The organism is Pseudomonas sp. PKS, from assembly GCF_051913525.1.
GTDB classification, from domain to species: domain Bacteria; phylum Pseudomonadota; class Gammaproteobacteria; order Pseudomonadales; family Pseudomonadaceae; genus Aquipseudomonas; species Aquipseudomonas guariconensis_D.
The window spans coordinates 107467-126043 of the sequence record NZ_JBEGDO010000002.1 but is presented as its reverse complement, the minus strand read 5'-3'; the positions used below and the strand labels follow the sequence as shown (position 1 = coordinate 126043).

12 protein-coding genes and 1 tRNA gene are annotated in these 18577 nt (G+C 64.5%); all 13 read right to left on the bottom strand.

The window, feature by feature from the left end; genetic code table 11:
• Positions 1-4 precede the first annotated feature (4 nt).
• The 13 genes from ABOA88_RS02845 to ABOA88_RS02785 all read right to left on the bottom strand — a co-directional run bounded on the left by ABOA88_RS02845 (position 5) and on the right by ABOA88_RS02785 (position 18480).
• Positions 5-1246 (bottom strand): VWA domain-containing protein, encoded by a 1242-nt coding sequence (locus tag ABOA88_RS02845; RefSeq protein ID WP_367850602.1) that lies wholly within the window; start codon positions 1244-1246, stop codon positions 5-7.
• Positions 1247-1290: 44 nt separating this feature from the next.
• Positions 1291-1794: a hypothetical protein gene (locus tag ABOA88_RS02840; protein ID WP_196167978.1), complete on the bottom strand. Its 504-nt coding sequence runs from the start codon at positions 1792-1794 to the stop codon at positions 1291-1293.
• A gap of 10 nt (positions 1795-1804) precedes the next feature.
• A complete protein-coding gene (locus ABOA88_RS02835; RefSeq protein ID WP_196167977.1) occupies positions 1805-2542 on the bottom strand; it encodes a hypothetical protein in 738 nt (245 codons plus the stop codon).
• A gap of 26 nt (positions 2543-2568) precedes the next feature.
• On the bottom strand, positions 2569-4116 hold the full coding sequence (locus tag ABOA88_RS02830; RefSeq protein WP_367850603.1) for a formylglycine-generating enzyme family protein: 1548 nt from the start codon (positions 4114-4116) through the stop codon (positions 2569-2571).
• Positions 4106-5329, bottom strand: a complete 1224-nt coding sequence (locus ABOA88_RS02825) for an ABC transporter permease (protein WP_367850604.1) — start codon at positions 5327-5329, stop codon at positions 4106-4108. Before ABOA88_RS02825 ends, ABOA88_RS02830 begins: the two co-directional genes overlap by 11 nt.
• Positions 5313-6011: an ABC transporter ATP-binding protein gene (locus tag ABOA88_RS02820; protein WP_196167975.1), complete on the bottom strand. Its 699-nt coding sequence runs from the start codon at positions 6009-6011 to the stop codon at positions 5313-5315. The genes ABOA88_RS02825 and ABOA88_RS02820 overlap by 17 nt, the downstream gene beginning before the upstream one ends.
• Before the next feature lie 6 nt (positions 6012-6017).
• Positions 6018-7970: a vWA domain-containing protein gene (locus tag ABOA88_RS02815; RefSeq protein ID WP_274092806.1), complete on the bottom strand. Its 1953-nt coding sequence runs from the start codon at positions 7968-7970 to the stop codon at positions 6018-6020.
• Complete coding sequence (locus ABOA88_RS02810; protein ID WP_182816733.1) at positions 7967-9013, bottom strand: hypothetical protein; 1047 nt, start codon at positions 9011-9013, stop codon at positions 7967-7969. Before ABOA88_RS02810 ends, ABOA88_RS02815 begins: the two co-directional genes overlap by 4 nt.
• Positions 9014-9018: 5 nt before the next feature.
• Positions 9019-11727 carry a putative virulence factor gene (locus ABOA88_RS02805; protein WP_182816730.1) on the bottom strand — a complete coding sequence of 903 codons (2709 nt, stop codon included), beginning with the start codon at positions 11725-11727 and terminating at the stop codon, positions 9019-9021.
• Complete coding sequence (locus tag ABOA88_RS02800) at positions 11724-14804, bottom strand: virulence factor SrfB (RefSeq protein ID WP_367850605.1); 3081 nt, start codon at positions 14802-14804, stop codon at positions 11724-11726. The genes ABOA88_RS02805 and ABOA88_RS02800 overlap by 4 nt, the downstream gene beginning before the upstream one ends.
• Positions 14805-14821: 17 nt before the next feature.
• Positions 14822-16261 carry an SrfA family protein gene (locus tag ABOA88_RS02795; protein WP_367850606.1) on the bottom strand — a complete coding sequence of 480 codons (1440 nt, stop codon included), beginning with the start codon at positions 16259-16261 and terminating at the stop codon, positions 14822-14824.
• Between the two features lie 211 nt (positions 16262-16472).
• A complete protein-coding gene (locus tag ABOA88_RS02790; RefSeq protein WP_367850607.1) occupies positions 16473-18206 on the bottom strand; it encodes a dipeptidase in 1734 nt (577 codons plus the stop codon).
• A gap of 197 nt (positions 18207-18403) precedes the next feature.
• Positions 18404-18480, bottom strand: a tRNA-Arg gene (locus ABOA88_RS02785).
• Positions 18481-18577 lie beyond the last annotated feature (97 nt).

Sequence of the window (18577 nt, the reverse complement as noted above, 5' to 3'; positions counted from 1 at the left end):
TGTCCTAATCACAATTGGCCGAACCGGAAACCTCCTCGCTGGCCTGCTTGAGCGCAGCGGCCATTTGCGAGGCGTTGTCGGCCGAATAGACCCGGCCACCGGTGCGCTCGGCGATGCAGTTGGCCTGGCTGTTATTGCTGATGTTGATCAGGTTGACCCGCAGCCTAGGTTGCTCGCGGGCGATCCGCTCGGCCACCGCGCAGGCGTTCTGGCCGCAGCCGTCGGGGCCATCGACGAACATCACGATCATGCCGTCGCGGGTGCGTCCGTCCATGGCCCGGGCCGCGACATCGAGGCTGGCGCTAAGCGCAGTGCCATCGTTGGGCTCCAGGGCCTGGATGCCTTGGATCAGTGCTGGACGCTGGGCAGGGGTGAACACGCCATGGTCCAAGGGCGCGCGACAGCCATCGAAGGTCACCACGCGCATGTCGATGGCCGGGTGCAGGTCCTCGATCAGGTGCGTCAGGCTGGCCTTGGCGACGTCCATGCGCACCGGTGCGCGGGTGATCTGCGCCAAGCGCTGCGGGTCGACGGCCAGATCGTTGATGTACTGGAAGAACCATTGCTCGTCTTCAGCCGTGGCTTCGACGCTCAGGCGCATAGAGCCTGACGTGTCGAGCACTACAGCGAATTCCGGTGGCTGCACCTGGGCGTCCTTGACGCAGGCGTATGGCTGCTGCACGGACCGGGTATCCAACCAGCGCTGCAGGTAGGGCCAGCCGAACCACAGGGCCAGTGCCAGGAGCAGCAAACCTAGCAACGGCAGCAGGAACCATGGCAGCCATATCCAGCGCCGGCGCACCGGCACGGGCGCAGGTGGCGGCGGTGGCGGCACGGGGGCTGTGGCGGAAGGGGGAACCGGTTGACCCCAACGGACCACCAGCGGGTAGCCGTTGATGCTGTAGAGGTTGTCCATATTCGCGGGCCCGATCAGGCGCTGCAGGACCGTGGCCTCTTCGTGCTGGCCGCGCCCCTGCAGTTCGCCGATCAACTGGCGCACGGCGTCCTGGCGCTGTTCGTACAGCGCCAGCAATGCCTGTTGCTGGTCGGCATCGAGTTCATGGAAACGGCGGGGCTGTCCCTCCAGTTCCGACCACCATTCACGTACGCCGCCCTGGCCGGTGCGTGGGGTCGCGAACAGGTGCGCGATGCTGGGAGGGAAATGCCTGACGATGATCGCCATGGCGTGTTCTAGCGGCTTCGGGTCATCCTGGGCCGGGCTGGTGTCACGGGTGACCCGCTGCATGTCGGTATCCTGAAAAAAGCCGGCAGCCGAAGCTGCCGGGGGACTTACTCGTAACCCAGGCTCAGTTGCAGGCGGCTGACCTGCTGCTGCAGCGCCTTGAGCTCCTGCTTGCGGGCTTCGACCTGGGCACTGCTGGCATTGCTCGCCGGCGCCGCCTGGCCGGCCTTGAGACGTTGCTCGAGCCCGGCGATCTGTTGTTGCACGTCGGCCTTGTTGGCGTGGCGCTTCTTGAGTGTGGCGAGCAGGCCATTGAGCGATTGCTCCAGGCTCGCCTGCTGACGGCGCTGGGTTTGCAGGTCCTGGCGAGTGGAGGCCTGCAGGGCACTGAGCTGGTCATACACTTGGTTGAACTGGCGGTTCTGCTCCTGGGCCGCGCGCAAGTCCTGTTCGCTGCTGCGCACTTCATCGGCGTAGCCGCCGCCATAGTCGCAGTTGAGCTTGCCAATCAGGCTGGCGCTGCTGTCGGAGGCCTTGCACTGGGACGCGGTGGTGGCGCAGCCGGTCAGGCCGGCGAGCAGCAGCAGGCATAGGCAGTGACGTACGAACATAGGCCCGTCCTCAACCCAGGGTGATGGCCGAACGCTGGTTGTAGAGGCCATCGACCTCTTGCTGCAGCGAGGCGACCTTGGCGTTCATCTTGGCGATCTCCGCCTCGACCTTCTGGACTTCCTCGGGGTTGGCGCCGTTCTGGCGTTCGAGTTGGGCCACTTTTTCGAATTCGCTGACCGTCGCCTTCATGTTGGTCACGTCTTTGCGCATCCGGGTGATGTTCTGGTCGATGTTGGCGATGTCCTGCTGGGCCTTGGCCTTGTTGACGGTCTTGCTCTGTATGTCCTTCTGGATGGCCGCGATCTGTGCCTTGTCATCGGCGATGACCCGTTGCAGCGTGTTGGTACGTTCGGCGACCTGGGCAGTCTTGTTCTGTACGTCGGTGGTCATGACGTTCAGGCGTTGGGTCGTGTCGGCGTACTGGCTACGGCGTTGGTCCAGGTAGTAGTTGGCGCCCATGGCCACACCGCAGGCGGCAAGGCCGGCGACCACCGCGCAGGCGGCTTTGTTGCCGGAGTTCGACAGGGCACAGGCCAAGACACCGGCACCGGCGGCCACGGCGCAGGCCTGGTAGCCGGAGGTGCTGAAGAACTTGGCGTCATTGCCTGCGCTCAAGCGCGGGTCAGCGGTGCCGCCGTTGCCGCCGAGCATGGAGCTGCCAGTGCTGGCGCAGCCGGTCAGGACGAGGGTGGCGGCCAGGGCCAGGCAGATCCACTGGCTGATTCTTCCGGGTTTGTTGTGCTTCACGGTTTCGATTCCTTGCGGTGTTGTTGTCAGTGCGCCACGGCTTTGCAGCTGTCGAGCCATGCGGTGGTATCGATTTTCTGGGTCTTGAGGAATGACACCTGGTTGGCCCAGTGGGTACGCAGGTAGGGCGTCAGTTCCTTGAGGTTCTTGTTGGCTGTCAGCACCCCTTCGAGCACAGGAACCTGTGCCTGCAACAGGTCCTGGCCATACAGCGAGCCGGACTCGACCAGCGAACTTGCGTAGTAGCGGCTGAGCTTGTGCAGGCGCGCGCTCTGTTCGTCGAGCTTGGTCTTGCGCATGCCGCAGGTAGGGTCTTCTTCGCCGGCCTTGCAGTTGCTGGCGTAGTTCTTCTGCAAGAAGTCCAGGTACTGGCCATCGTCGAGCATCTTGGTGCAGAGGAAGGCGCCCAGGTTGAGGCTGGCGCGGATCGCCTGGTCGCGGGCTTCCTGCTGTTGCTGGTTGCTGGCGCGCAGTTGGTTCTCGACGTTCTTGAGCTGGTTCTTGAGCGCCTGGTCCTCGACACCGGAGGCCAGTTCTTCAAGCGCCTTGACCGTGCCTTTGTCCTTGCTTTGGGGCGCCGGCTGGTCACTGCCCAGGGATGCCCAGCTCTTCTCGATGTTCTTGACCCGGTCGCGCGAGGTCAGGGTCGGCGAGACCAGGGCCAGGCGCAGGCCGTTGGTCTTTTTCGCCACCGGGCCTTCGGCGTTGTAGTAAGGCTCCTCTTGGCGCAGGGCGGTGCGCAGTTCGCCCTCGCTGGTCAGGTAGTTGCCGCCGCGGACCACGAAACCACCGGCCTGACCGTGCTGGCGGTCGAGCTTGTTCAGGCGGAAGGGCTCGAACATCATCTCGCTGGCATTGCCGAGCATGTCGTGCAGGCCCAGGGGGTTGGGCTTGAGCAGGCCGCTCAGTTGCAACTGGCCGTTGGCCGATTGTGCCCCGGCGAACCATTCGTAGGCGTTCAGGCCTTCGGCCATGGGGTAGCGATTGTCGCGAAACTCGGCAGTGCTGACCTGCAACCCACCACGGGCGGCAAACTCCCACTCTACCTCGGTGGGCAGGCGCAGGAAGCCCAGCGCGCCGTCTTCACGGGGCAGCTTGTCGGCGGCGTTGGCCCGCAACCAGCGGTTGTATTTGTCGGCGGCCTGCAGGGCGTCGAGCCAACTGACCGAGACGATTGGCAGGCGCTGCTTGTTCGAAGGCGTCGGGCAGGTTTCGTCCATCAGGGCGCGATACTGCAGTTGGGTCATCTCGTACTTGGCCAGCAGGTAGTAGCGCGACTTTTCGCCCTTGGCGCTGGTGAAGCTGCCGGCGATGAACGCAGGGCGGGTCTGCTCCACGTAACCCCATTCGGCACTGTCCTGGCCGATGTTGATCGGGTAATCGTCCAGCGGCCCGGCCACAGGGATCAGCACCTTGCGAAACACCATGGCGCCGTCGCAGGGCATGGGCAGGACCACGTCGTCGGCCTCGGCCATCGGGTTGTAGAACTTCTCGTCCCAGGTTGCCGCAGACGCTTGCAGCAGGAAGCCGAGACCCAGTGGCGCCAGGAGCAGGCGGCAGGCTTTAGAGTTCACGCAGACTCTCCGCAGGTTGAATCCGTATTGCCCGCAAGGCACCGATCAAGGCGACCAGGCCGGCGACCAGGAAGGCGAGCAGCAAGGCCACCAGGCCATGCCAGACGGTGATGTGACAAATGAAGGCGCCAGTGGCCTGGCTGGTGCGCAGCAATTGGTCGAACAGCAGGCTGCCGGTGTAGTAACCGCCCAGCCCGCCCAGATAGCCGACCAGGCTCAGCACCAGTGCTTGCAGCACGACGTAGCCGGCCACGGCGCAGCTGCCGAAGCCCAGCAGTCGCAGCACCGCCAGGTGGCGGCGCTTGCGATCGATGTTGGCCAGGAAGGCCCCGACCAGCGAGGCGATGCAGCCGACCAGCGCCGCACCGGCGATGACGCCGAAGATCAGCCCCAGCACATGGTTGATGGCCCGCACGCTTTCGATCTCCGCCAGACGGCTGGCGGTTTCGATGCGCTGCTCATTCAACCAGCGCTCCAGTGGGGCGACGCTGTCGATGTCCTTGGCGTAGACGCGGGCGCGGGCGTAACCGATCTTGACCCCGTCCAGCGCTTGCCCGGTGCTGGCGCCCAGCGTTGCCACGCGGTAGCCATCGCGGTAGCGCTCCAGCTCCAGCAGCAGCTGCGGGCTGACGAATGCCGCTGGCCGGGCGAAGCGCACGCTGTCGACGATGGCCTGCACCTGCAGGGTGCGTTCTCCGCGCTCGTTGACCTCGTCCAGGCGCCGGGCCACGCGCAGGCGGACCGTGCCGCCGACCTTGGCGTCCAGGCGCTGGGCGGCGCGCTCGCTGAGGATCACCTGGTCGCCCTGCAAGGCGCTCAGCCCGCTGTCCAGCAGCGGGTCGCCGGCTGCGGTGGGGATGACCTCGACGTTGTCGGCAAAGCGGCCATGCTCACCGAGCAGGTCGGCCTGGGTGTTGAGCGAGCGGGTCTGGCCGATGGCGAAGCCCACGTCCGGACGCTGCTGCAGGCGCTCGAGCCAGGCCTGGTCGTAGTGGCCGCTGCTGAGCATCTTCACTTCAAGGTTGCGTGGGTCACGCAGCAACTCGTCCTGCAACTGGCTGACCACCCCATGCTTGAGGCCGAACAGCAACAGCAACGGCGCGATCACCGCCATCAGCGAGGCGGCCATGCACAGGGAGACGTTACGGTCGTGCCAGAGGTCGGCCAGGGTCAGGCGCACCAGCAGGCCAAGGTGCTCATGCCATGGGTTCAAAGCGCGTCTCCCCCTCGCCGTTGATCGCGCCCAGGCGCTTGAGGCCGAAGCGCTCGACCAGTGCCCAGTCGTGGGATACCACCAGGGCGGCGATACCCAGCTCGGCCACCAGGTTCAGCAACAGCTCGAACAGGCGCTGGGCATTGTGCGGGTCGAGCGCTGCGGTGGGTTCGTCGGCCAGCAGCACGCGCGGTTCATGGGCGATCGCCCGGACACAGGCCACCCGCTGGCGCTCGCCGATGGACAAGGCCTGGGGCAGCTTGCCCAGCAAGGGCTCCAGACGCAGGGCGGCGATGGCTTTGTCCACGGCGGCGCTGTGGGCGGTAAGGCCCAGCAGGCGCCGGGGCAGGAGGATGTTCTCGCGCACGCTCAGAAACGGCAGCAGGCCGCCGTTCTGCAGGACGAAACCCAGCGCCCGCGAGCGCAGGGCGGCCAGCGCAGGCTCCCGGTCTTCGGCCAGCAGTCGGGCGACATCCTCTCGTTGCGGCCCCAGGCGGTAGTGCGTCAGCCGCTCAGGCTTGAGCAGCAGGCCGATGGCTTCGAGCAGGGTGCTCTTGCCACAGCCGCTTTCGCCAGTGATCGCTCGCACTTCGCCTGGGCGCAGGTGCAGTTCGTCCAGGTGTACCCGGTGCGATTGTGGTCCGTCGCCACGGACCACGCTCAGTCCCTTGATTTCGAGCATGGTGGGTCAGGGCATCATTTCCAGTGGCACCGGGTAGACGTTGTCGCGACTGTCGGCGCCTGGCGCCAGGGCCACCCAACGGTCCACGTCGGCGTTGTAGCGTTGGTAATGGCGCAGTTTGGTGCTCAGGTTGCGGATGAATTTTTCCTGGGCCAGGCCGTCCCAGCCTTTCCAGGTTTCTTCGTCCAGGTTGAGCACTTCGCTCTGGTAGGGCAGGTCCTGCAGGTACTCGCCGAGTACGCCCAGGTCGGCTACGCGGGTGGTCGCGCCTTGCTTGAGTTGGTTCGGGTCGGTGCCCATGGTCGCGGCCACCGAGCGCAGCCGGGCGAACATGTCGCTGGGCGAGATCATGCCTTCGTTGGCGGCATCGAGGATCTGCTTGAGCACATCGCTCAGGTCGCTGAGCTGGGCCTTGGTCAACAGCACCCGTACGTCGGTGGTCGGTACGTTCTGCTTGATCAGATCGCGGTCACTGATCCAGGCCTGGAACACCGGCGGTGCCTGGGTCCCGGTGGTCTTGCCCAGGTAGGCCAGTTGCATGGCGTGGCCGATCAGCGCGGCATCTTCGAGCATCTTCTTGTCGGCCGGATCGGCCTTGGCGTTGGTTGCGCTGCCGATGGCGTCCTCGCCCAGGTAGGCCGATTTGACCTGCTGGGTGATGGCCGCGGCCAGGCTGTCGACCTTGCGGCCGAAGGCCTCCACGTCGCCGGCATTGACCGGGTAGTACAACGAGGTGTTGGTGCCGGGGTAGTTCGACAGGGTGCGGTACTGAGCCTCGGCGGCACTGTGGTTCTTGGCGCCGCTCGGGGTCTTCAGGTGCAGGGTGTAGAGCGCAACGCCTGGGTTGCTTGCCTCGATCTTCACCTGCTCGGCCCCCAGGCCGGTGCTCGACAGCTTGTCGCCGCCATCGATGGCGCCTGCGTCGGTGATCAGCACCACGTAGCGCGCGCCGAACTGGCTCCAGTCGACCTTGTCCACGGCATGCATGACGCCGGCATAGGCGTCTTCGTCGAAGGCGCTGCTGGAGACTTTCGCCTGCTTGAGGTCGGCGACCTTGGACAGGAAGTCGGCGCCGTCTTTCACGGTGTTGGGGTCGGCGTACATCTTGCTGACGTACTCCAGGCCCGGTACCGCCTTGGTGCTGGAGCGGTAGGCGACCAGGCCGAACTTGACCTGCTGACCGAGGTTTTCCTTTTCGATCTGCGCGTAGACACGTTTGATCGCCTCACGGGTGCGGTCGATGTACGGGTCCATGGAAATGGTCGAGTCGATGACGAACACCACCGCTGCGCTGAAGGCCTTGAGCTGGGTCTTGGTCGTCGGGCTGGCCGCCCCCGCGGTCTGCGCGCCCTGCTCCTGGGCTTTGCTCACCGAGGCCACATTGAGGATGCGGGTGCGGAAGCCTTCCTCGGTCATCACCTCTTCGCCGCTGAGCACGGGCAGTAGGTAGAAGTTCTTCTGCATGTCGACAAAGAACTCAGGCTCCTGGGCCAGTACGCCAGGGGCTTCGGTGTTGTGCTTGAGTTTGGCGCGAATCGGGGCGATCTGGCTGACCGGGTCCGGCGCGTCGAGGATGCCTTCGAGCTGGCTGCGCTCTTTGAAGAACAGCAAGCGGTCGCGGTTGGCCGGGTTGGTGAAGGCCAGGGTCAGCTGCATCTTCCAGGCGACGGTGCAGTCGCCGGGCAGCCAGCCGATGCTCTTGCCTTGGGTGTCGGGACCGACCCGCAGCCATTCATGGCCGTCAGCTTGGGCGCGTTCGTAGACATAGAAACGGCTGAAGGCTGGCTGCGCAGCGCCGGGCGCCGCACCGGCGGCATCGCTGAGCTTGCAGCCTGGGGTGGTCAGCACGCGTTGGAACAGGGTTTTCTTGCCGTCCTGCAGCAGCGGTTTATCCGCTGCCTGCAGGGCCGGGCTCAGGCTCAAGGCCAGCAGGGCGACGCCGAGGCCGCGCAGGCTCATGGCTTGAGCTCCTCGAAGCGCGCCTTGGCTTCGGCGTTGTTCTCATCGAAACCGAGGATGGTTTCGTACCAGTAGGCGGCGGTGGCGTTGTCTGGTGCCTTGAAGCATTCGCTGGCCTGGTGGTACTTGGGGTCGTACTCATGGGCATAGGCCATGGCGATCTGCACGTCCCCGCCTTGGGCGCGGTTGGCGTACAGGCGTTGGGCCACGCCGCAGTGGTTGTTGGCCTTGGCGGTATTGATGACGTCGAGCAGCTTGGCGCTGTCCGGTGCCTGCTGAATGCAGCTCTGGACGAAGGCCAATTCTGCCTGGCCTTGCATGCTTTCCAGGGTGCAGGGCGCGGCAGCGGCGCTGGCCGGCTCCGCCGCCGGTGCAGCCTGTTGCTCGGCCGCTGGCGGCTCCACGGGTGCCGGCTGCTGGCGCTGGGTGAACCACCACCAGGCCGCTGCAGCGGCCGCGGCGATCAGAATCAGCAGAATCAGCGGCAGCAGCCAGCGATTGCCGGATTTCGCAGGGGCCGGTGCCACCGGGGCATAGGACGCAGAGGCTGGCTCCGGCTGGGGAGCCGGCGCTTCGACGACCGGCTCTACGGTCTCCACAGGCGGGGCGACGACTTCGACCGGTGCTGCAGGTGGTGGTGGCGTGACAGGGGCGACAGGTTGCTCCAGTGCAGGCCCTCCGGACGCCGAGCCGATGACGGCAGGGTTGATCCGCACCATGCCCATGTCGCTCTGTCCTTGCTCGGGATGGCTCACCTCGATGCGGAAGTTTGCCGTGCCGCTGGCTTCGAGCAAGGGGTCGATCAGGTCAGGGCCGATGCGGGTTTCGATCGCTTCGGTGCCTTCGACGGCGACCAGGCTGTCCAGCCTGAACCAGTGGGCGATATTGCCCCAGCGTTTGCCTTCATGCAGGAAGTCGTGGGTCTGGCTGCTCTGCAGGGAGCACTGCAACCCTTCGCTCGCACCCTCCCAGCCGGTGATCCGCAGCAGGCCGTGGCCTGGCGTGTTCACATCCAGTGGCAGCACATCAACTCTGATACCCATTGCACTCAACTCGCTTCGAAGGTGTTCAGCAGCACAGCCAGCTGGCGTCGCTGCTCGGTGGTGATTTCCGGATCGGCGCCGTTCTTGGCGTTTTCCTGGGTCAGCCAGGCCAGGCCCGACAGCCAGTCCACCAGGAAGCGCTGTTCCTGATGCGAGGGCTGTTCAGGCAGGTTGGGCAATTCGCCTTCGGCAACGGTCCGGTAGAAGCTGAACACCGGCTCCTTGGCCCCCAGCAGACTGTTGGGGCGTGCCGAGAGCGGCTTGCCCAGCAGGCCGAACCAGCAGAGGAAGTCGCGCATCACCAGCTGCACGGCCATGACCTGACGCTGGACCATCTGGTCGCGACGGGCGCCGCTGACGATGCGCTGCATGACGGCGGCGTCCAGTTGCTCGAGGAAGGCCGGGCGGCGTACCGCGCTGACCAGTTCCTCGGTCAGGGCTTCGACCAGCTCGCGGGTCATGCGCAGGCTCGCCAGGCGCAGAGGCTGCGTGCTCAGGTCGCGCATGTGCTTGATCCAGGACTTGAGCGCGGCGCGGGCAAAGCGCTGTTCGGACGTCAGGCGCTTGGCCAGCGGTTTGACCGGGGCTGCGGCGGGGGCGGCCTCGGTGCTGGCGAACAAGTTGCCGAAGCTGATTGCAGGCGCCTTGTTGGCAGGCGCCTTGGTGGCTTGCTCAGGCTCGGCGACGGCCTCATCGTCCAGGCCGTCGATTTCGTACACGCCGCTCAGGTACAGCTCTCGCAGCTGTTCGACAGGCAGTTGCAAGGCATGGATGAGCTCGCTGATGGCGTCCGGGTCGGCCCCCAGGTTGTCGAGCAGGTACTGGGTCTTTTCGCGCTTTTTGCCCAACAGTTGCTCGAAGTCTTCTTCACGCCAGGCGTGTAGACCATGCTCCAGCAAGTCGGTACGGCATTGCTCCAGTTGTTCCTGGATGCGCGTGAGCTTGAAGTCGATGTCACTGACCGCTTGGAAACTGCCGCTGAAGCGACTGATGCCGCCGTCGTTGAGCGCGAGCATCGCACCCCAGGCTGTAGCGGGGTCTTTGACGTGGCGTTCGACCGAGGGGCTGGCGGCAAAGCACTGCTGCAGTTGTTGCAGACGGGGCGCATGGCGCTCGTTGAACTGGGTTTCATCGCCGTTGGCGTGGTCACGCTCGATGAACGCGGTGTCCAGGCGTGGCTTGCGCACCAGGTAGGTGTTGTTGAATGGCACGCCCGACCAGTCCTTCATCCATTCCTGGGTGCCGAAGCGTTCGATCATGGTCAGCTTCATCATGTTCTCGCAGCCTTCGGGCAGTTGCCCTTCGCTCAGGCTGAGGGTGTTGCTGATGAAACCATCGAGCATGGTCAGGGCCCAGATCAGGCCGGGGGCTCGCTGGGCGCGTTCTTTCGGGGTAGCGCCCTGGGTCTTGTGGATCCAGCGGGTCAGCACAGGGCCGACGCTGACCACCTCGCTCTGCTTGAACGAGCTGGTGCACAGCACCAGGGCGTTCATCTGCTGGGCATCGGTGTAGCGCTCGAACAGGTAGGCCACCTTGCCACGCAGGATCAGGCTCGAGGCCGGGTTGACCTCTTCGACGGCATCGGGGCTGGCGGCATCTTCGATGCGCAGCAACTTTTGCCGGGTGCGATAGCCGGGGAAGTCGAGCAGATCGACCTGATCCACCACCGGGTCCTTGGGGCTGTTGATCAGGCGGAAGGTCATCTCGGTGGTCAGCGCGGCCAACTGGGCGATTGTCAGACCGACGCGGCCCTGAGGCTGGCCGTCTTGCAGCGGACGCACGTCCACCTGCATGTCACGACCGGTGCCCAGGCGACCGAGGATGTCCACGTTCATGATGCTGTTGGCCTGGGTGTAGGTCCCGTTTTCTTCCTTGACCAGCACGCTCAGCGGCGCCAGCACGGTATCGGCGAAGCCCAGTTTTTGCAGGCCACCGACCAGCAGCTCGTAGACATCGGTCAGGGCCTGTTGCTCGCCCCAAAGCACCGAGAACAGCTTGGCCCGCTGGCGGTAGTTCAGGCGTGGCGCCAGCTTGATCACCCGTGGCCAGTACAGCTCGTTGAGCTTGCGCACTGACTTCTCGTAGTTGCCTTTGAGGTAGTCCCACAAGGCAACCACGTCGTCCCCGGTCACGCCCGGTTGCAACTGCTCGTGCTCGCGGCCTTCGTAACCCTTGAGCAGCGCCTGGATGCTTTCGTCGGTGAAGCTGTAGTCGAGCTTCTCCTGGTCGAAATCTTCGAACCAGGCGTTGGAGAGGATCTTGGCGACTTCGATTTCGCTGAACAGCTTCAGCTCGACAGGGTAGTCGGCGTCAGGGCTCGGCGTGGCCCGACGGCTGAAGCGGGTGACCAGACCTGTAGCCTCCTTGCCGAGCCCTGTCGGGTTGACGTGCTCGATGAAGTCGAGGGTCTTGCCGCCGAAGTCGGTTTCAAGGCGCCCGGAACGGTCCGCGGCCAGGGCCGAGATCAGGTACGACTTGCCCGCCTGGGACAGCCCGAAGAAGCCGATCACCATGGGCGTGGAGGCCGCGCGCTGCAAGTCACGGGCCCGGTTGCGCGCCTGGCGCAGGCGCAGGCTCAGGCCATCGGCCTCAGCCTCGACGCTGGCGGCATTGCCGCGCACCTGCTCGATCCAGTCCAAGGCTTGGCCGGCGCCTTTGTGAATGGCGCCCCAGGCACCCATCAGTTGCTGTTGCTTAGGGGTAAGGTCGCTCATTTTCCTTTGACATTCCCGCTGTCGAGCCAATAGTCGCTGTCACTCAGGCTCATGGTCGGCATGGTGTTGAGTGACAGTTCCAGATCCCGGTCGTAATCGAAATCGGCATCCTGGATGTTCGATTGCAGGTCGCAGATGACCAGTTTGTCGCTGACCAGCCCTTGCTCGAGCAGCAGGTCCGAAGGTTCTTCGACCTCCAAGCGGATGCGCAGTACCGGCGCTTCGCCGTTCTTGCCGATGGCACGGGAGAACGCGGCGCTGCCCCTGGGCGTGAAGCGCAGGGTGTAGAGCGGCGAGGCCGACCAGCGCTCGGCGGACAACTGCCGGTAACCCAGGTGCATGTCGCCGCGCATTTCCAGCCAGGGCGTGCCACGGGTTTCGCCTTCGCCGACGATGGGCAGCTCGATGCGGCCTTTGTCGGACTTGAGGTCGCGATAGAGCACATCGCCATGCTTGATGGTGCCGGCATTATCGATCTGGCCGAAGTGCTTGATGATCGAGTACGGCTTGAGCGCGGCGGTGCGGAAGTAGAAGTTCGGCACGCTGTGCTTGGAGCACAGCAGGCAGATCATCGCGCCCACAGAGGCGGTGCTCTTCGGGTCGTCGATCAGGCCGTTGCGGTGGAACGGGTACCAGCCGCCGGTGCGGTAGTTCTGCAGGGCCAGGATACGCCCCGGAGGCAGCGGCAGGCGCTGGCGGATGAACGCCTGGATGCCTGGCAGGCGCGAGGGGCGGCCGGTCAGCAGCAGGACGTCGCAGGGGTAGTGGAAGATCACTTCGCACAATTCGGCGAGGATCTTGGTGATGTTGATCTGTCCGCCCAGGAAGGCGGTATGCACCTGCTCAAGGTCAAACGTGATCGGCGTGCCGAGCAGGTCCAGGGTGCCCTCGCGGCCCACTTCGCGACGCACTGCGGCATTGACGAACTCCACCACGCTGTCGTTGACCGCGTCGCTTCCCAGCACCTGTTGCCAGGTCTGCTCGATCGTCTCCTGGGGCTGCGCCGGGTCGTAATGTTCATAGGCCTTGAGCAAGGCCAGGCCCAAGGGCACGAACACCTGCAGGTTCAACTGCTGACGCAGGATGCGCTCCTGGGCGGTGGCGTCACCGTTGCCGCACAGGCGCGACATGAGCTCATCGGGCGCTGGTACGCCAGCATTGTGCAAGGCACTGCGGAACGACGGCAGGACGAACTCCTGGATCACGTCCAGCAGGATGTCGTCACCGGCGATCTTGAAGCCATCGCGAAAGCGCTGGTTCGGAATGATGTGTACGTTGCTGCCAGTGCCGCCATTGTTGCCGCGGTCCAGGCGATAGTCGGTGATCACCAGGTCTGTGGTGCCACCGCCGATGTCGATGGTCGCCAGAGTGATCTGCTCGGCTTCCTGTTTGTCCGGGCGGGCCAGGGCTGCGAAGAACTCTTCGGGGTGTCCGGCGAAGTTTTCGTTGACCTCGTTGTAGAGGTAGACGAGCTGGCCGCAACTGGCTTCGTCCCACTCCACGCGGATGCTCGGCAACGGTGTGCGCGGCACCACGCTCTTGTCCTTGAACGGGTTGCTCTCGCCGGCGTGCCAGCCCAGGCTCTTCCACACCAGGCCCACGGCTTCGTACAGGCGGTTGCTGAGAATGCTGCGCTCGGCCTGTGGCATGCCTGGCGGCACGGTGAGGGTGATGCTGCTCAGCTGGCGCGGCACGCGGGCGTGGCCTTGGCGCGAGCGCTGGGCCGGGCTGTTGATCTGCGATAGGGCCTGGGTGACCACCTCGGCCAGCATGAAGGTCATCAGGTTGCTGCGCGAATAGCGCGGCGTGAAAACCGGCATGTCGTTCTTGGGCGGCAGGTACAGGGCCTGGCCCAGGTCGTTGATCAGGTGAGCAAAGGGCGCGGCGGTGGCCAGCGGCTCCTTGTCGGTCTTGACGTAGGAGGTGTTGAAGCGCCAGCCGTGGCCGTAGGCCTTCTCATCCCACAGGTAGCGTTTGGGGCTGGACAGACCGGTGGAGCCCTCGGTGCCGCGACGGCGGCTGGCCAGGCGCCCGGCTTCACCGCCGACCCGGGCGATGGTGGCCCACTGGAAGGCGTTGTGGCGGCCGCTCTTGACCGAGTAGTGGTCCTTGCCGAAATAGGCCTGGGCGAATTCGACACGGCTCTCGAAGGCCTGGTTGTAGACCTTTTCCGGTTCGCTCAGGTCGCGCAGTTCGAGCACATAGTTGTGTTTCATGCCCGAGCCGGACTGGCCGTGGTCTTCGATGAGGATGCCGCAGGTGCGCGAGTTGCCCACATCCAGCACCAGGTCCACCGGGATTGGTTTGACCACGCCTTGGGTTTCGTTGGCGATCACCTTGATTTCCGGGATCTCGACCTTGGGCTTTTCGGTGCTCTGCTCGGCGGGTGTGGGCCGGCGCAGCAGGCTTAGCACGTTCAGGTAGTGAGCCAGGTGGCGGTTGCCCTGCAGGTCGCGGTCCAGGCGCTCTCGGGTCCAGTCGGCACGGGCCTCGCCATAGAGCTCGGCCAGCCATTCACGGATCCAGCCGTGGGTCAGGAACCAGCCATATTCACGGGCACTGCAACCGAGCTTGAAGGCGACGCCGGCACGCACGTCCTCTTCGTTGGGGGCCAGGTAGGCCGCGCCATTGATAGTCGGCATGATGCGGCTGTCGAAGGCCAGGGTCAGGCGGTGGGTATTGCCGTCTACGTCAGGCTCGGCCAGCTTGACCAGGCGCATGCGCGCCCAGTTGTTGGGGCCTTCGTCGAAGCGATAGGGCGGCATGAAACGCAGGAACGGGATCGGCAGCCAGGTGCCATTGAACAGCTTCAGGCTTTCTTCCATGGGCACGCGGAAGTGGTTGTCCTCGGTGGTGTCGAACTCCACCTGCACCACTTTGTCCGGCTCGGGCTCGTAGAAGTCCTTGTACTCCTTGGACCACAGCAGTCGGGTGGGGACCATGCCGTTGTTCAGTTGCACGAACTTGCCGGCTTGCTCGCCATCCGGGCCGAGACGCAGGGCGAAATCCATGAATTGAATGCCGGTATCGCTGACCAGCGTGACCGTTTCTTCGAACTGGGTGATTTCGGGCAACATCTTCTGCGTTTTCCGTGTTATTGACCGGCTTGTTTCATCAGCATCGGGAAGGCTTGCGAGCCGTAGTTGCCGCTGCAGTCAGCGACGCCCTGGGCGCCTGGCTTGCAGTTCACCTGGGGAAGGTCATAGCTGCTGCCATCGGCACAGGTGGCCTGGCCTGAACTGTTGATCGACAGCAGGCCGCCGTTCATGGCCGCTTCGACAGGGGCATCGCAGCGCACGCCGTCGGAGCGGCTGACCGTAGCCTGGCCCTTACCGTTCTGGAAGTCGTACTTCAGGCGCAGTGGCTTGCCGGTGCCCACCTCCTGGATTCCGGCACCGGACCAGTCGCCATTGAGGAAGTCCGCGGTGCCGTTGCCAGCGCCTGGCGGAATGCTCAGCAGATTCGGTTGGGCGCTGGCCTGGGGCTCTTGCGCCAGTTCAGGCGGTGCAGGTGGCGCCGCGTTGCCGGTGGCGGTCGACTCGCCGGGCGCGGCCTGACTGCCTTCGGGCGTGGATGTCGGACTTGGGACGGCAGGCGCTTCGGCCGTGGTGGGCGCTGGGATGGCCGTGGGAGCTTGGATCGCACCTACGCCGGCGGGCGCGACGGGCTCACTCGGTACGGCGCCGACGCCTGCTCCGGTCGTAGGCATGGCGCTCAGCGTCCCGGCCGGGAGTACGGGGGCGACGGTCTGGCCAGGGTTGAGGGTTGGCAATTGGCCGTCCAGCGCCGGTACGCTCAGTGGAGGGATGCCCAGGGCCGGAATGCCACAACTGCGCAGGCCGAACAGCAGCAGGAGCAACAGCAGCAACAGGGGCAGCAGCCACCACCAGCGCCGCCACCAGGAGGGCCTTGACGGTTGCACGGCCAGCGGCGGCACGGGCGCAGCCGGGGCCAACGGTGGCGGCTCGATCGGCGGGGGTGGCATCACCGGTTCGGCAGTCTTGGGTGTGCGGGGGTAGAGGCAATGCAAAGGCTGACGACTGCGTTCGGCGCCAGCGTGGATGAAGCCCCAGAACGTCAGGACCGGGCGGCCATCGACCAGGTAGACGAAGTTCTCGTCAGGGAAGGGCACCACGCAGGTCAGCAGTTTGCCGAACACTGTGCGATCGCCCTGGGCACCGGCTTTGGCGCCGGCCAATGGTTGGCCATGGGCGTCCAGGCCGAGCAGTTCATTGCTCAGGTCGTTGATTCTGGCTTGGAGGATTTCCAACTGTGCGCGGGCTGGGGCGCGTTCTTCCTCGGTAGCGCTGCTCCAGGGGATGACATCCCCGGGGCGATCGCTGTACCAGTCGATGGTGCTGCCCAGCTCATCGGTTTGCGGGATGGCCAGGTGCTCGACCAGATCAGGATGGGCCGGGTGCTTGCGGCGGATCGCCTCGCGGATCTGCAACGCAGCACGGTAGACCGGTTGGCCCGTTTCTCCCAAAGCGGTGAAATCTTCACTTTTACCGCTGCGTAGCAATACTCCGCGCATCCCTGACGACCCTGCCTAGTCTTTAGTTCCGAATCCATGCGGTATCCATGCCTTGATACCGAAAATCCGGGCAACACTACTGGCAAAATGATTTCGTCGTCAATTCAGGTGGATGGCTTTTTGATATTTAAGCGCCATAGTCGATAGGGGCGCTACAGTTCAGGTCGTTTCCATGGCTGGGCGAAGGGGCCGCGACGCGGCCCCGAACCGCTTACAACTTGGGCATCTGTCCTATCCGCGCGATCATCTCACTGACGATCTGCAGATCCAGCATGAACTGCTCCACGGTCTTGAACTCGTTGTCGTTGTGCCCGGTGTACTTCACGTTGGGCATCGCCAGGCCGAACTGCACGCCATTAGGCAGGTCATGCACCGAGGTGGCGCCAGCAGAGGTGCCGAACTCGTGAGGCAGGCCCAGGTTCTGGCTGGCCACATCGAGCAGGGCCTTGACCCATTCACCCTCGGGGTTGCGGTACATCGGCTCGTCGAGGCTGTACTCGAAGGCCACCGAGGTGTGGCTGCCGCGCGCCCAGTTGCCCAGCTTGTCGGCCAGCTCGTCCTTGAGGTTGGCCAGCGGCTTGCCTTTGGGGATGCGCAGGTTCACCGCAAGCTTGAGGGCTTTCTGGTCGAGCCCGACGTAGGTCAGCGAGGCGGTGAGCGGGCCCATGAACGGGTCTTCGAAATTCACGCCCAGTTGCTTGCCCAGGTAGTCCAGCCCCCAGTTGTCCGCCGCATAGCGTGCTGCATCGGTGATGTGGTTCTGCTTGAGCGGTACTTGGTCGCCCAGGCCGTTGAGGAAGACCAGCATCCGCGCCACCGGATTGACCCCCGATTCAGGCTCCGAAGAGTGCGCCGAGACGCCGGTCACTGTCAGGATCACTTCCTTGCCCGCTACCTTGGCATCGATGGTGAAGTCGCCACCGTTGCGCTTGGCGTACTCGGCGCCGGCCTTTTGCAGGGCCTCGGCCAGTGCAGTTGGGTTGTCGCCCAGCAGGGTCGCTACCGACGTGGTGGGGATCTGGTTGGTGGCCAGGCCGCCGGTGAGTGTGGTGACTTCCGCGCCCGTGCCGGTGGCCGGACGCCGATGGAAGCTCGCCATAACGGTGCCGTAGCCTTTTTCGGCGATCACCACTGGATAGCCGCCATCGAGCGCCAGGTTGTAGTTGGGCACCGGGTTGCGGGCGAAGTAGTAGGGGATGGCGTCACCAGTGGTTTCTTCAGTGGTGTCCACCAGCAGCTTGAACTGACGGGCCAGCGGCAGTTTTTCGTCCTTGGCCACCTTGAGCGCGTACAGCGCCACGACGATGCCGTTCTTGTCGTCCTCGGTGCCACGCCCGTACATGCGGTCCCCTACCAGGGTCACCTTGAACGGGTCCAGGTGCGTGCCGTCTTCGAGTTTCCAGTTATCCGGGTTCACCGGCACCACATCGGCGTGGGCGTGGATACCGACGACTTCCTTGTCGTTGTCGCCCAGGGAGATTTCATAGACCCGGTTGTCGATGTTGCGGAACTTCAGACCGAAGCCCTCGGCCAGGGTCTTGATCTTTTCGGCGATCTTGAGGAACTGCGGGTTCTCGTGCTGTGGCACGCCCTCGACCTGGAAGGTCGGAATCGCCACCAGTTCGCGCAGGGTCTCGGTGGCAGCCTTGCCGTATTTGATCCGGGTGTACAGGCCGAGCAGTCGGTTGATCTCGTTTTGCTGATCAGCGTTGAGCGGCTTGCCGGCCAGGTAGGTGGTCAGCGTTTCGTTCAGCGCGTCGGCCTTGGCCAGGTTGCTGCCGGCCAGCTTGCCGAGAAAGTGGCGGAAATCAGTCGGATCGCTGCCGTCGTAGGTCTTGAGGATCGCCGCCGATTGCTGTGGCGTGAGGTTGGCCTGGGCGTGGTTGGCGAACAGCCCGAGGCTGGCCAGCAGCAGGGTGGCGGTCGTGAGTTTTTTCAGAGTCATGAGTCAGCGCAGTCCTTCGCGGATCGTTGATAGAGGTCCCCGCTCTGTAGGAACGGGATAACCCCACGCTAACACCAATGGAGAGGTTGTAGGGAGAGGCACAGTGGCACTAGTGTGCAACTGGAACGGTGAAGCAAACTCGCCGAAATTCCAGCCCAAATGAAAAAGCCCCGGGAGATCTCCCAGGGCTTCAGGTATGGCGCACTCGGCGGGATTCGAACCCACGACCCCTGCCTTCGGAGGGCAGTACTCTATCCAGCTGAGCTACGAGTGCAACGGGGCGCAATGATACCCATCTCGTAGGGTGGCGTCCATCGCCTTGATCTGTAGCCGTTTTTGCCACAAAGGCATGAGCGGGGAAAATATCCATA

What these genes read in the sequence shown, in the direction of transcription:
- ABOA88_RS02820 (WP_196167975.1), bottom strand. Translation starts at nt 6,011, where the DNA reads ATGCTCGAAATCAAGGGACTGAGCGTGGTCCGTGGCGACGGACCACAA.
- ABOA88_RS02815 (WP_274092806.1), bottom strand. Translation starts at nt 7,970, where the DNA reads ATGAGCCTGCGCGGCCTCGGCGTCGCCCTGCTGGCCTTGAGCCTGAGC.
- ABOA88_RS02810 (WP_182816733.1), bottom strand. Translation starts at nt 9,013, where the DNA reads ATGGGTATCAGAGTTGATGTGCTGCCACTGGATGTGAACACGCCAGGC.
- ABOA88_RS02805 (WP_182816730.1), bottom strand. Translation starts at nt 11,727, where the DNA reads ATGAGCGACCTTACCCCTAAGCAACAGCAACTGATGGGTGCCTGGGGC.
- ABOA88_RS02790 (WP_367850607.1), bottom strand. Translation starts at nt 18,206, where the DNA reads ATGACTCTGAAAAAACTCACGACCGCCACCCTGCTGCTGGCCAGCCTC.
- ABOA88_RS02795 (WP_367850606.1), bottom strand. Translation starts at nt 16,261, where the DNA reads ATGCGCGGAGTATTGCTACGCAGCGGTAAAAGTGAAGATTTCACCGCT.
- ABOA88_RS02845 (WP_367850602.1), bottom strand. Translation starts at nt 1,246, where the DNA reads ATGCAGCGGGTCACCCGTGACACCAGCCCGGCCCAGGATGACCCGAAG.
- ABOA88_RS02800 (WP_367850605.1), bottom strand. Translation starts at nt 14,804, where the DNA reads ATGTTGCCCGAAATCACCCAGTTCGAAGAAACGGTCACGCTGGTCAGC.
- ABOA88_RS02840 (WP_196167978.1), bottom strand. Translation starts at nt 1,794, where the DNA reads ATGTTCGTACGTCACTGCCTATGCCTGCTGCTGCTCGCCGGCCTGACC.